Source organism: Williamsia sp. z71 (assembly GCF_059553375.1).
Genome location: NZ_JCANWX010000001.1, coordinates 217162 through 231029, shown reverse-complemented (window position 1 = coordinate 231029; position 13868 = coordinate 217162). Strand labels below are relative to the sequence as shown.

Here is a 13868-nt window from a genome sequence, read left to right as displayed (position 1 = left end):
TATCCTTCCATCAGTTGTCGCCCCCCACGGGAGTCCGGATCAGAAGAGCTGCGGCAACACCAGAACCATGACGATGGTCCACGCGATGTGCGTGAAGATCGGTGCCATCACACCCCCGGTTGCCCGACGTTCGAATGCACACACCAGGCCCAGCAGGATCGCCGCGAAACCCAGCATCGGGTTACCGCTGGCCAGCGTGGCCGCCACATAGATGATCGTCGAGAAGATCACCGGCGCATGACCTTTGAGCGCGGAGTAGACCGAGCCCCGGAAGAACATCTCCTCGGCGATGCCGTTGACGATTGCCGTTGACAGAGCCAGCACCACACCGCCGGTGTCGGCGTGTTCGAGCACATCGGCGATGAAGTCACGCAGCGGTGGGATCTCCCGCGCGACAAAGCCGCCGATGACGAAGATCGCGCCCAGGACAAGTCCCACAGCGGCCCCGATCGCCGCTGCTCGCACGGGACCACCTCGTGGTGGTGGGAATGCTCCCAAGGGCAACGGCCCGGCCAGCAGCGCACCGATCGCCCACACCGCGGCGAGCGCGAATGTCATGGGATAGAACGCCGAATCACCCGAGTCGATCGACAGCGAGATACCCAGGAACACGCTGCCCACCACCAGGACCACACCGACGACGATGCGTCGCCGCAGCACCGTCCACCGCGATTCCGGTGGTTCTCCGGAATCGTCCTGGATCGTGCCGATCAGGAACTCGAGCTTCTCGGGCAACGCGATCACTGTGTGCGCCACAACTTGTGGAGGCCGGTGGTGGCGGCCAGCGCCCCCACCACCGAGCGCGCCGGCGTCACGACCCGGTCCCGAATGCCCCGTTTCACACGCATCAGATCTCCGCCGGCCCAGGAAGGATCGGTGTCTGCGAGGTGGTGGACATCGGCCAACTCGTTCACCGGCCTGGGCATCGGGCTCTCGACCGAACACCGCACTGCTTCCCGAATGGTCACGAGGCCTCCTGGCGGGTCGGGGACGTGATCTCTGATCGTGCGCTCGGACGCCACCATCGGATGGTCCAGCGACCGCACCAGGTCCGAGGCGAGCCCGCTCGGCACCGGGACCACGAACCCGCTGAGGAAGCCGGCGAGCCGAACATCGACGCTCGGCAACACCACTCCCAACCGTGGCATCCGGATCGCGCGGAGATAGGTGAACAGCAACGAACTATACGACGAGGACTCTGGGCCGGCGATGTCGTAGTGCCCCGGCGGCAGCGCGTCCGATGAGGCCGCCACGAGGTAGTAGATGGTGTCGCGCACCGAGATCGGATCCATCGGGTTGTCGATCCACGACGGCAGGGGGATCACCGCCAGACGATCGGACATGTACCGGACCATCTCGAACGACGTCGATCCGGCACCGATCACGACTGCTGCACGTAGCCAGACGACTTCGGGACCACCGTCGATGTGCAGAGCGCGACCGACCTCGGCCCGGCTCTCCAGGTGCTCCGAGAGCTCGTCGCCCTCGGGTACGAACCCGCCCAGATAGACGATGCGCCCGACCTGGTGGTCCCGTGCCGCCGCTGCCACGTTCTGCGCTGCGGCCTCATCGTTCCGGCGGAAATTCTTCTGGCCGATGCCGTGGACCAGGTAGTACACGACGTCGATCGAACCTGCCGCGGCCAGTCCGGCACGCACCGACTCCGGATCCATGGCGTCCAGTTCCACCGCGCGGACCTCATCGAACCATCCGAACTGCTTCAGCCAGCCGTGGTCCCGTGATGCGGTGACCACGTCGTGGCCGGCGGCGAGCAACGCCGTGACCAGTCGGGCGCCGATATAGCCCGTCGCTCCGAGTACAAGTATTCGCATGTCATCGCCGTCCGTTGGATCCGTGCGTCCACACTTTCGGTGAGCGCAGCCGACCCGCCCCGGTTCTGGAGCAGCTGTCGCTGTACGTCAGACATGCATATCACCGTCGCCTCAGATGCGCAGTGATGCGGCGCACTGCACCCGCAAACGTTCCAGGCACCGACCGCGCTGGGCGTTCGGTGCCTGGAATGAAGGTGGTGCGTACGCGAAGGGTCAGGCCGCCGCGAGTGCCTTTGCCTTGAGGTGTTGGAACTCGTCTTCGGTGATCGTGCCGTTGTCCAGCAGCGCCTTCGCGGCCGCGATCTGATCTGCGGGCCCGGCGGTTCCGGCCGTCTGCTTGATGTAGGCCTCGGCCTGCTTCTGCGCGTCGAGCTGGGCTTCACGCGCACGCTCGGCCATTCCGCGGCCGCGAGCGATGAGGTAGACGAAGAGGGTTATGTAGGGCAACAGGACCAGGAAGAAAATCCAGACCGCCTTGACCCACCCGGACGTCTTGTGGTCACGGAAAAGATCTATCAGAACGTTGAAAAGAATCATCAAATACGCGATGAAAGCGAAGATCACCAACGTGTACCAGATGAAGTCCCAGAATGAATCCCACATAGCCGCGTGCTCCTTACTCGGCAGATCGCCGGGTATCGGCGACCATTGGATCATTGCACGTCATGTGCCCAAATCGGGGCAATCCTGGGAAGGAATTCGTGCCTTGTGCGAAATCCGCGGAACCATTGGTGAAGGTATTTCAAAAAATCGGTCATCGAGTGGTTGATATGCCACCATCGACAGGAATCACCGCGCCGGTGAGATATGAACCGGCCCGGCTCGTCAGATAAACAACGGCGCCGACCATGTCGTCGGGACGGCCGATACGGCCCAGTGGTGTACTCGACTCGATCTCGTCGCGTCGTTCTTCCAGCATCGCCCGCATCATGCGGGACTCGAATGGCCCTGGCGCGATGGCATTTACGGTGATGTTCGCCGAACTCAGATGTCCTGCCAGGTGCCGGGTCAGCTGGTGGACACCGGCCTTGGCCGCCGAGTACGAATACGACGGCGTCTGCGGCACCCGGATCCCGTCGATGCTGCCGATCATGATCACCCTTGACGGCTGCTCTGCAGACGCTGCCCTCTCCAGCGCCGGTAGCAGTGCTTGCGTCAACAGAAACGGCGCCCGGACATTGAGTCCGAGGACCTTGTCGAATGCCGACGACGGGAACTCCTCGATGGGCGCACCCCAGGTGGCACCGGCGTTGTTCACCAGGATGTCGAGTGAGTCGGTCTGAGCCAGGACGTTCTGCGCGAGGTCGGTGCAACCCTGCGGCGTCGACAGGTCTGCTTCGATCGCGGTCAGCCCTGCCTCCGACGCCTTCTCGAGCGCGTCGGCTTTGCGGCCGGCGATGATGACCCGGACCCCGCGCTCATGGAGGCCGCGGGCGATCATCGCGCCGATCCCGCTGGTACCCCCGGTGACCAGGGCCGTTTTTCCGCTGACGTCGAACAGATCGTAGGCCATGCTCCGTTGATACCAAGCCTGGCCGCACAAAGTGCGGGAATCAGACCTGCACCCCGAACCCGTCACGCACCGCGATGGTGGTCGGGCAACAGTCACCTTTTCCGAACAGCTTGTGCCGCAACGCACCCGGCGTCACGGCGGATGCGAGGTCGAAACCGTCGACGCCGGTGATGATGGTCAGCAGCGGATGGATCCGCGCGTTCCACGCCCCTTCCGCCGGCGACCAGCTCTTTACAGATGTCGTAACCAGCGCGCGCAGAAGCCCTCTGGTGGGTGCGCTGACAAATACGGCCTCGGCGTTCTCGGCAGCGAACTTCACCCCGCGAAGATGCCCCGCGAAGATGCCCCGGCCTGATGGATCACCGGTGACCGCATTCCGGCCGACCCGGCCGCGGGTCAGTTCCGAGGACATCGGCGATGACGAGACCCTCGAAGCCACCGGTCTCCAGGAACAGTTACACCCACACCGGGCCGAACACCGCGCTAGATTGGACGAGGTGACCTCGTCAGAGAACGATCCGAATGACCGTCTGACGCCGGCGATCGTGCTGGCGACCACCGAACCGTCGCGCAACACCGTCATCGATGAGATCCGCAGCCGGTACGGACGCGACTACACCGTGAAATACGCCGACAGCGGCGACGCCTGCCTCGATGTCGTGAAAAGTCTTGTGGAACACAATGTCCCAGTGGCGCTGATTCTCGTCGAACTCGATCAACTCGGTTCATGGCAGGGTTCCGATCTGCTTCAGAAGCTCCGGTTCGTCGTCCCGACCGCCAGGAGAGTCGCCCTCATCCCGGCGATCCGGTTCGGAACCTCGTACGACGAACTGAGAGCGGGTGTCGCCGAGGGCCGCTACGACACCTACCTCGGCATCCCCCGCGGCCAGCGCGACGAAGAGTTCCACACCGCAATCGTCGAGTACCTGTCGGACTGGGGCTGGTCGGTCGCCGCGCCCGAGGTCGCCTTCCTGCAGATCGTCGCCGACGGGCCATCCCCGGAACTGGCCGAGATCCGCGACTTCCTCGACCGGATGGGCATGCCCGTACAGATCCACGACCCCGAATCCCCGGCCGGCCGGGAGATCCTCCAATCGGTGACCGGCGACTCCGAGCTGCCGATCCTGCATCACCCCGGAAAACCGCCGCTGTCCCGTCCGACGGTGAGCGACGTCGCCGCCAGCATCTACGGCACCCCCGACAGCATCCCTGAGGGCACCGTCGCCGACCTGCTCGTGATCGGAGCCGGACCGGCGGGCCTGGCCGCGGCCGTCTACGGGGCCTCCGAAGGTCTGTCCACCACGGTCATCGAGACCGGGGCCATCGGCGGGCAGGCCGGAACCAGTTCGATGATCCGCAACTATCTCGGCTTCCCGCGCGGGATCTCGGGAATGCGGCTGGCACAGCGGGCCAGGATCCAGGCCGGCCGGTTCGGGGCGCAGTTCTTCTGCGGTCGCGGTGTCACCGAGGTGGACATCGATGCGCGATACGACCATCACCACGTGATGGTCGATGAGGCACGCATCTGCGCGCGCACGATCGTCATCGCCACCGGTGTCGCGTACCGGCGGTTCGGTGTCCGCGGCTGCGAGGATCTCGTCGGCTCGGGCGTCTACTACGGCGCTGCGACCAGCGCCGCCCGCGAGATGACCGGACGCGACGTCGTGGTGGTCGGCGGCGGCAACTCCGCCGGTCAGGCGGCGATGCACCTGTCCCGGTTCGCCCGGTCGGTGACCATGGCGATCCGCCGCGAATCGCTGACGGAAACGATGTCGGACTATCTGATCAGGGAGATCGAGGCCAGCCCCTGCATCACGGTGCGCGGTCACACCGAAGTGGTCGACGGTGGTGGTGAAGGCCATCTGGAATGGCTGGAGCTGTGCGACAACCGGACCGGCTCCTCGCAGCGCATCACCGCGTCGGGCCTGTTCCTGCTCCTCGGTGCGGCACCGACCTGCGACTGGATCCCGCCGCAGGTCAAGCGCGACGACCACGGCTTTCTTCTGACCGGACGATCCATCCCGAAGGAGTACTGGCGCAACGGCTTGCCACCGGCATTCCTGGAGACCACGGTGCCGGGGATCTTTGCCGTCGGCGACGTCCGGAGCGGATCGATGAAGCGCGTGGCGGCGGCGAGCGGCGAAGGTGCCTCCGCGGTGCCGCTGGTCCACGACCGGCTACAGCAACTCCGCCTGGAGAACCTGCCACCGGCGCATTAGATCAGCCCAACCTGTACACGCGCCGGGCGTTCTCGCGGAATACCTTGCGGAGCAGATTGCCGCCGTAGGGTTCCAGGGTTTCGAGCTGGCTGCCGACGATCATCTGCAGCGTCGCGTTCGGTTTGTCCCCCGGGTAGTTGGACCCGAACATCAACCGTTCCGGGCCGAATGCCGCCACCGCATGTTCGATCAGCGGCCCGGTCATGTTGGTCAGCGTCTGCTGGGTGCCGATGTTCCCGGAACGCTGATGTCCGTATCCCAGCAGGGGGAATGCGATACCCGACAGTTTCGCGACCACGTTGCGGCAACTCGCCAGTGCCGAGATGTCCTCGCGCCACGCCCGCAACAGTTCATGCCGCTGCGCCGCGGTGCTGCCCGTCGTCTGCCCCATCGGCCCGAACAATCCGACCGGCGTCCCGAGATGGTTGAGCACGATGGTGGTGTCCGGATACTCCCGCGCCAGGGCCCGGACATCGCGGAGCTGGTGTGAATACACCCAGGCCTCGAAAACCAACTTGTTTTCCGCGATCGCGGCGAACCCGGCCAGGAAGTCCGGGTCCACCAGGACCCCCTCGCCTTCCACCCAGCTGCGCACCTTGGGATCGGGGTGCCAAGCCGATACACAGCGGATACCGCGAACCTTGTCGCTGATGTCGAGGTGCCGCTCGATCAGCTGCCCGAACGTCGGCTGGCGCGGATCACCGCGGGCGACGATCGCCGCGAGTTCGGGGGCACCGTCCTGCCCGAAGGGAAGGTTTGCCACCCAACGTGTCTCATCGGTGGAGCCGAACGGTTCCTCGAGGACCCAGTCGGTCTGCATGTAGACCACAGACTCGACGGGGACGCCGGCTGTCGGCTCCGCACCGCGAAAGTCGGAGTGATAGTGCTTCGGCAGGTACGGCCGGGCCACGATCCGTGGGTCGAGGACGAGTTCACGATCGCCCTGCGCCACCGCGTACCGGAAGATGGCCTTACCGAGAATCGGCGCCGCCCGATAGAGTCGAGCGCGTCGGGTCGACTCCCAGGGAGAATGCAGCGGATCCCAGTGGTGGACGTGTGTGTCGATGATGCCGGGAACGACCCGGCGCAAGAGACCGAAATCGCCGGCCGGGGTCGCGCGTGGCTGTGTCCCGGACCATTCGGAAGGACCGGCGAGCGCACTGTCGCGCACATTATCATTGGCGCGCTCCTTTGCCATATGAAGACTGTACCCAGCAAGCCGCCATCGCTTGATCGTAAGTGGCGGCAAAACACAATAAACTGTGGCACGGGTGCGGGGACCAACCTGATCCACTCGATGAACTTCGCGGTGCGCGGCCATCGAAATGGCCTCTCACCTGATATTTGTTGGCAATCAACGGAGAGGCCGGGACTGAGCGTGGGTACCCATACGCGGCACGTGCTGTTGCAGGTGCGCGATGTGCTGGCCCGGGATCCGGAACGATTCACCGCCAACTTCTACAACCGATTATTCGCAACAAATCCAGCGCTCCGGGAACTCTTCCCGGCGAATATGGCACGCCAACGAGAAACCCTGTTCCGGGTCATCGATTATGTCTTTGAAGCTGTCCCGGACCGCGAAAATCATGCGCTGCTGCTGGAGTTTCTCGGCCAGCTCGGTCGCGACCACCGGAAATACGGTGTCACGGAGGAGAATTACAACGAGTTCTTCGTCGCGCTCATGCGTGAGATCGCGTCCGTCATGGGTTCCGAGTGGGACGAGGAAGCCGCGGGCGTCGTCTCCCAGGCGCTGATGCTGACCACCGGGGTGATGCGCGGCGCCGCGCATTCCGCACAGGGCCCGGCGACCTGGCCGGCCACCGTCGCCGAAAAATATCGGCTGTCAAGAGATCTCGCAGTCGTCCGGCTGCGCACCGACGAACCGCTGCGATTTGCCGCCGGCCAATACCTCGAGGTGCAGATCCCCCAGTGGCCACGGATCTGGCGCCACCTGTCCCCGTCGATCCCGCCGAATCCCGACGGAGAGCTGGAATTCCACGTCCGGGCGATCCCGGGCGGAACGGTCAGCAGCTCCATCGTCACCGAGACCCGGGTCGGTGACGTCTGGAATCTGGCGCAGGCCCACGGCGCACTTCACGTCGACCCCACCGGCAACGACGTACTGATGGTCGCGGGAGGAACCGGGCTGGCACCGCTGCGCGCGATCATCATCGAACTGACCCGCCTGGTGCGGCCACCGGCGGTGCACCTGTTCTTCGGTGCGCGATACCCCGCCGACCTCTATGACCTGTCGAGACTGTGGCAGATCGCCGCCATGAACCCCTGGCTCACGGTCACCACGGTGGTCGAGGACACCGAGGACCCCTGGTGGAGCAACTCGGGCGAGCAGTCCGGGCGGATCACCTTCGAACGTATCCGGGGACAGCTGTCGGACGCGGTTCTGGAGTACGGCAAGGACTGGACCTCGCATCAAGTACTGATGGCCGGATCACCCGAGATGCTGGTCAACACCCGTCGACGATTCCTGATCGCCGGCATCCCGGCCAGCCACATCCAGAACGACCCGTACTGAGTCACGCCGCGGGTGGCGGTGCCACGCCCGCTGCGCCCGAAGTAGTGGTCGGAGTCACGGTTGTCGCCGTCGCCGAACCGGTCGTGGTCGTTGTGGTCTCAGGCGGTGGCGTCGTCGTGGTCGTCGTCTCGGGCGGTGGCGACGGGACCTGGGTGATCGTCGTGGGTGGTGGGACCACGGTGACGGTCTCCGGTTCCTCGACCACCGGCGGAGCCTCGGTTGTCGTGGTCTCGGGCGGGGGCGGGGGTGGTGCGGACGTCGTCGTCCGCGGAGTGGACTTCGTCGTGGTTGTCGTCGTGGTCGAAGAACTGAACTCCGATGTGGTCGGCTGTTCGTCGACCGCGGTCTTCGGCTCACTGGTGTTGCTGGTCATGATCACGGCGGTGATCACACCGATCGCCACGAACAGTGCGGCCGCAGCCGCGGCCGACAACAGGACCCAACGATTGTTGTTGCTCACGCCGATCGCGGCAGCGGCGACCATCGCGGCGCCATAGGCCGTCGCGTACTGGCCGTCATCGGCGATCTGCACCGGCAGCTGCAGGGCGTATTCCAGGGATGGCGCGACACCTGGGATCACTGCCCCGGGGCCGAGTACCGCGATGCCCTGAAATGCACCGGTCGCGTTGGGGATGACCCCGACCGCATCGCCGACGAGCTGGGCTCCGTCCCGTTCGGTGACCGGCGGGCGCAACCCCACACCGGAGATCTCACTGGCACCGACCACCGTGCGGGTGCTGGTGTCGACAAGGGCAACGGATTGTCCGGGGAACAGTGCACCGGAGCGGTCCAGGTCGGCGACGAGCACCAGACCCCGGGCGCCGAAGATCGCAGCCACGATCTCGGCATAGGCCACCGGAGATCCGACCACAGTCGTCCGGGAGAACCAGTCCGGCGTCGACGATGCACCATCCGGTGTCGCGGGATCGGGCCTGTGATGCGGCAGCAGATGCGCGGGAAGGCGCCCGGAATCGATGATGTCGCCGATGGCAACGACGGTGGCGCTGTCTGCGCAGGCAATCGTGATCGCCCCCGGCAGGACCGGGGCTGACTGCACAAGCTGGTAGATCGCATCGAACACGTAGTCGGGGGACGAGTTCGACAACTCGACGAAGTTACGGGCCAGCACCTCACCGGTGCCGGAGTCGGCTACGACCGATGCGATCTCCAGGTCTGTGACAGATATCCCGAGTACCTGGCTCATGCTGATGTATCGCCCTATCGACTGTTCTTGTTACCTGCGGACCCTGTTACGTGCGGATCCTGTTACGTGCGGATCCTGTTACGTGCGGATCCTGTTACGTGCGGATCCTGTTACGTGCGGATCCTGTCACCTGCAGACACAAAGCGCGGCAGAACTCGGCCACCGCCCCGGACTGTCAACGATTGCCGCGGTCGCGGCGTGGTTTCCAGACCACGAGAGCGTTGGTGCGCGGGATCGGGACCAAGTCGCCCCGGCGCGGCGAACGTTGTTGCGCAAGTTCGGCTTCGAGTTCGCGAACGCGGCTCTGGAGCGCATCGACCTGGTTGGTCAGCTCGATGACCCGCTTGATGCCGGCGAGGTTCACGCCGTCGTCCTGCGACAGTCGCTGCACCTCGCGCAAGAGTTCGACGTCGCGGCTGGAGTAGCGGCGACCGCCGCCGGCCGCCCGCTGCGGGGTGACCAGTCCGAGACGGTCATAGGTCCGCAGCGTCTGGGCGTGCATCCCGGCGAGCTCGGCCGCCACCGAGATCACGAACATCCGTGCAGACTCGGTGGCTTCCCGATCTCGGGTCTCCCGGTCTCGATCATTCGGTGGCGGGTCGGTCATGATCTACCCCAGTTTGCACGCGGGTCGAACCCGCTGGCTTTCTCTGCGGCGGCGTACTTGTTCAACGCCTCGATCGCGGCGTCGTCCAACTTCGGTGGGACGGCGACCTTGACGGTGACCAACAGGTCTCCGGCACCGCCGGCCCGCTTGGCCACACCGCGGCCGCGCACCCGAAGGGTCCGTCCGTCCACCGTGTTCGGCGGGATCTTCAGCCCGACACTGCCCTCGAGCGTCGGCACCGACACCGTGGTGCCCAGTACCAGCTCCGCGAAGCTGACCGGCAACGTCACCTTGATGTCGTCGCCGCTGCGGGTGAAGGTGCGGTCGGGTGAAACCTTGACGGTGACGTAGAGGTCACCGGACGGGGCGCCGCGCAGACCGGCCTCACCCTGGCCCGCCAATCGAATGCGCCCACCGTTCGACACGCCCGGCGGGATACGCACGGTGATCGGACGGGTCCGGACCGTTGCGCCGTTGCCGTCGCAGTCGGGGCACGGATCGTCGATCCGCGAACCGGTGCCACGGCAGTCGGTGCAGGGCTCGCTGAACCCGAATGCGCCCTGGTTGCGGCTGACCACACCGGCGCCGTTACAGGTCGGGCAGACCCGTGGGCTCGTGCCCGGCTTGGCACCACTGCCATGACAGCTGGTGCATGGCGCAGAACTGGTGATCGTCAGGGTCGTGGAGGTACCCAGAGCAGCTTCTTTGAAGCTGAGGGTGGTCTCGGTTTCCAGGTCGTTGCCGCGACGGCTCCGCGTCTGCGTACCTCGCGAGCCACCACCACTGCGGTTGAACAGGCCGCCGAAGAGGTCGCCGAGGTTCGTCTCGGTCCCCGCTGCGGCCGGGCCGTCCCCGAAAAGATCGTTGATGTTGAATTCCTGGCCGCCGGACGGACCTCCGAAGCCACCGGGGAATCCGCCCCCACCACCTCGCGCGCCGCGTCCGCGCGCTCCGGCGAACATGCGCCGGGTGTCGTCGTACTCTTTGCGCTTTGCCGGATCGGACAAGACGCTGTGCGCTTCGGAGACGAGCTTGAATCGCTCCTCTGCCGCGGCGTCGTTCGGATTGGCGTCGGGATGCAATTCCCGGGCCAGCTTCCGATAGGCCTTTTTGATCTCGTCGGCGGACGCACCGGGCGCGACGCCCAGCGCTTTGTAGAAGTCCTGTTCCAGCCACTCACGTTGTGGGGCCACCAGGCGTCACCTCCTTTTGTAGATCTTCGCTGTTTTTGGTTCTTTTTGTATTCATTGTGTGCCGAAGATGCCGGCCCAGGCACTGCAAGTGCCTGGGCCGGTCAGCTCCTAGTCCTGTGGCGGCGTCGTGTCCGCGGGCTTCGGCCCGTCGACCACGACCACCATCGCCGTGCGCAGGACGCGATCACCAAGGCGGAAGCCCTGCCGATACACGGTCCCGATCACCGGACGAGCACCGTCGCCCTCATTCTGCACGGCCTCGTGCAACGCCGGGTCGAACTCGTCGCCCTCGGCGCCGAAGGCCGCCAGGCCCGCGGCACTGAGGGTTTCGGTGATCTTGTCGGAGACCGCGCGTAGCGGCCCGGCCTCGAGGTCACCGTGAGCCCGCGCCCGGTCCAGGTCGTCCAGCACCGGCAGCAGCGACTTGATCAAGTCACCCTTGCCGTACTGCTGGGCCGAGACCTTCTCGCGTTCAGCGCGCTTGCGGTAGTTGGCGTACTCCGCATGAACCCGCTGCAAGTCGGCCAGCAATTCAGCCTCCTTGTCCGAGCCCGCTGCGTCGGCAGCGACCTCATCGATTGCGGCATCCACTGTGTCCATCGATTCTGTGTCCATCGATTCTGTGTCCACCGAATCCGGTTGCGCCCCTTCTGTCTCCGGAGCGTCCGTGGTCTCCTCGGGACGCACCTCACCCGTGTCGGGATCGATCCGTCGCTTGTCGGTCACGGTCACCGGTTCGGATTCGGGACGGGTCACTTCTGCTCTCCGGCGTTTTCAGAGCCGTCGACACCCTCGTCGACAACCTCTGCGTCGACGACGTCATCGGCGCCACCGGGTGTCGGTGCACCCTCTTCGGCAGCGGCGTTGGCGTAGATGGCCTGGCCGAGCTCCTGCGAGTCGGTGGTCAGCTTCTCGACAGCCGACTTGATGGCACCGAGATCACTGCCCTTGAGCGCTTCGCGCACACCTTCGATCGAGCCCTCGACCTTGGTCTTGAGATCGGCGGGAACCTTGTCGTCGGAGTCCTTGAGGAACTTCTCGGTCTGGTTCACCAGCGATTCGGCCTGGTTGCGGGTCTCGGCCTCTTCACGACGCGCACGATCCTCGTCTGCGTGAGCTTCGGCATCCTTGATCATCCGGTCGATCTCGTCCTTGCTCAGGCCCGAGCCGTCCTGGATGCGGATGGTGTTCTCTTTGCCGGTGCCCTTGTCCTTCGCGGTGACGTGCACGATGCCGTTGGCGTCGATGTCGAAGGTCACCTCGATCTGCGGGACACCCTGCGGGGCAGGAGCGATACCGGCGAGTTCGAACGATCCGAGCAGCTTGTTGTGCGCAGCGATCTCGCGCTCACCCTGATAGACCTGGATCTGCACCGAAGGCTGGTTGTCTTCGGCCGTCGTGTAGGTCTCCGACCGCTTGGTCGGGATGGTGGTGTTGCGCTCGATGAGCTTGTGCATGACGCCACCCTTGGTCTCGATGCCCAGGCTCAGCGGGGTCACGTCGAGCAGCAGCACGTCCTTGACCTCACCGCGCAGCACACCGGCCTGCAGTGCGGCACCGACGGCCACGACCTCATCGGGGTTGACGCCCTTGTTGGGCTCGCGTCCACCGGTGAGTTCCTTGACCAGGTCGGTCACGGCCGGCATCCGGGTCGAACCACCGACGAGCACCACGTGATCGATGTCGGAAACCGAGACACCGGCGTCCTTGATCACGGCCTGGAACGGCGCACGGGTGCGCTCGAGCAGATCGCCGGTGATCTTCTGGAACTCGCTACGGGTGAGCTGTTCGTCGAGGAAGAGCGGGTTCTTGTCCGCGTCGACGGTGATGTACGGCAGGTTGATCGAGGTGCTCTGTCCCGAGGACAGTTCGATCTTCGCCTTCTCGGCAGCCTCACGCAGACGCTGCAGGGCCATCTTGTCCTTGGTCAGGTCGATGCCGCTGCTCGCCTTGAACTTGTCGACCAGCCAGTCGACGACACGCTGATCCCAGTCGTCGCCACCGAGGTGGTTGTCGCCGGAGGTCGCACGGACCTCGACGACGCCGTCGCCGATCTCCAGGAGGGACACGTCGAACGTGCCGCCACCGAGGTCGAACACGAGGATGGTCTGCTCTTTTTCGCCCTTGTCGAGGCCGTAGGCCAGCGCCGCCGCGGTGGGCTCGTTGACGATGCGCAGGACGTTCAGGCCGGCGATCTGGCCGGCTTCCTTCGTCGCCTGACGCTGGGCGTCGTTGAAGTATGCGGGCACGGTGATCACGGCGTCGACGACCTCGTCGCCGAGGTATGCCTCTGCGTCACGCTTGAGCTTCATCAGCGTGCGGGCGCTGATCTCCTGCGGGGTGTACTTCTTGTCATCGATCGCGGTGGTCCAGTCTTCGCCCATGTGGCGCTTGACGGAACGAATGGTGCGGTCGACGTTGGTCACAGCCTGGTTCTTGGCCGGCTGTCCGACCAGGACCTCGCCGTTACGGGCAAACGCGACCACCGACGGGGTGGTGCGGGCGCCTTCGGCGTTTGCGACGACGGTGGCTTCTCCACCTTCGAGCACTGACACCACCGAGTTGGTGGTGCCCAGGTCGATTCCTACAGCACGAGCCATTGTTGCCTCCTATAAGCAGTGCGTCCGCAGCAGCGCGGAGCACGGATGTTCACGTTTGTGGTTGTAACTGAAACCTCAGCGCGATCGACTCAACTTCTACCGAAGTCTAAACATCGCAGTCAAGTCGGATTGAGTCGGGGTCGCTCAGGTCTCACGAGTCTTGTAAC

Annotated in this window: 13 protein-coding genes; 2 read left to right on the top strand and 11 right to left on the bottom strand. The window is 65.1% G+C overall.

Annotation, left to right across the window (positions count from 1 at the left end; all coding sequences use genetic code 11):
- Positions 1-39: 39 nt before the first annotated feature.
- From AC51GR_RS00950 to AC51GR_RS00930, 5 genes are all read right to left on the bottom strand, one after another.
- Entirely contained in the window at positions 40-744 is a 705-nt protein-coding gene (locus AC51GR_RS00950) for a CPBP family intramembrane glutamic endopeptidase (RefSeq protein ID WP_496322755.1), read from the bottom strand.
- A complete protein-coding gene (locus tag AC51GR_RS00945) occupies positions 741-1832 on the bottom strand; it encodes an NAD(P)H-binding protein (protein WP_496322754.1) in 1092 nt (363 codons plus the stop codon). The genes AC51GR_RS00950 and AC51GR_RS00945 overlap by 4 nt, the downstream gene beginning before the upstream one ends.
- Positions 1833-2045: 213 nt before the next feature.
- A complete protein-coding gene (locus AC51GR_RS00940; protein ID WP_496322753.1) occupies positions 2046-2435 on the bottom strand; it encodes an SHOCT domain-containing protein in 390 nt (129 codons plus the stop codon).
- Between the two features lie 151 nt (positions 2436-2586).
- Positions 2587-3345: an SDR family oxidoreductase gene (locus tag AC51GR_RS00935; protein WP_496322752.1), complete on the bottom strand. Its 759-nt coding sequence runs from the start codon at positions 3343-3345 to the stop codon at positions 2587-2589.
- Between the two features lie 40 nt (positions 3346-3385).
- Positions 3386-3757 (bottom strand): hypothetical protein, encoded by a 372-nt coding sequence (locus AC51GR_RS00930; RefSeq protein WP_496322751.1) that lies wholly within the window; start codon positions 3755-3757, stop codon positions 3386-3388.
- 85 nt (positions 3758-3842) lie between these two features.
- Here AC51GR_RS00930 and AC51GR_RS00925 point away from each other — a divergent pair, with 85 nt between their 5' ends.
- Positions 3843-5564 carry an NAD(P)/FAD-dependent oxidoreductase gene (locus AC51GR_RS00925; RefSeq protein ID WP_496322750.1) on the top strand — a complete coding sequence of 574 codons (1722 nt, stop codon included), beginning with the start codon at positions 3843-3845 and terminating at the stop codon, positions 5562-5564.
- 1 nt (position 5565) lies between these two features.
- Here AC51GR_RS00925 and AC51GR_RS00920 read toward each other — a convergent pair whose 3' ends face one another.
- Positions 5566-6762, bottom strand: coding sequence for an amidohydrolase family protein (locus AC51GR_RS00920; RefSeq protein ID WP_496322749.1), 1197 nt, complete (start codon positions 6760-6762; stop codon positions 5566-5568).
- A gap of 180 nt (positions 6763-6942) precedes the next feature.
- Between AC51GR_RS00920 and AC51GR_RS00915 the strand changes: the two genes are divergently transcribed.
- A complete protein-coding gene (locus tag AC51GR_RS00915; protein WP_496322748.1) occupies positions 6943-8097 on the top strand; it encodes an FAD-binding oxidoreductase in 1155 nt (384 codons plus the stop codon).
- Between the two features lies 1 nt (position 8098).
- Here the strand turns inward: AC51GR_RS00915 and AC51GR_RS00910 are convergent, their stop codons facing one another.
- From AC51GR_RS00910 to dnaK, 5 genes are all read right to left on the bottom strand, one after another.
- Positions 8099-9301, bottom strand: coding sequence for a DUF7159 family protein (locus tag AC51GR_RS00910; protein WP_496322747.1), 1203 nt, complete (start codon positions 9299-9301; stop codon positions 8099-8101).
- A 175-nt stretch (positions 9302-9476) separates the two neighbouring features.
- Complete coding sequence (locus AC51GR_RS00905) at positions 9477-9839, bottom strand: heat shock protein transcriptional repressor HspR (RefSeq protein ID WP_496323334.1); 363 nt, start codon at positions 9837-9839, stop codon at positions 9477-9479.
- Between the two features lie 65 nt (positions 9840-9904).
- The gene (gene dnaJ / locus AC51GR_RS00900; protein ID WP_496322746.1) at positions 9905-11101 is read right to left on the bottom strand and encodes a molecular chaperone DnaJ; all 1197 of its coding nucleotides are present in this window, start codon (positions 11099-11101) and stop codon (positions 9905-9907) included.
- A 108-nt stretch (positions 11102-11209) separates the two neighbouring features.
- Positions 11210-11857, bottom strand: a complete 648-nt coding sequence (gene grpE, locus AC51GR_RS00895) for a nucleotide exchange factor GrpE (protein WP_496322745.1) — start codon at positions 11855-11857, stop codon at positions 11210-11212.
- Complete coding sequence (gene dnaK / locus AC51GR_RS00890) at positions 11854-13701, bottom strand: molecular chaperone DnaK (protein ID WP_496322744.1); 1848 nt, start codon at positions 13699-13701, stop codon at positions 11854-11856. The genes grpE and dnaK overlap by 4 nt, the downstream gene beginning before the upstream one ends.
- Positions 13702-13868 lie beyond the last annotated feature (167 nt).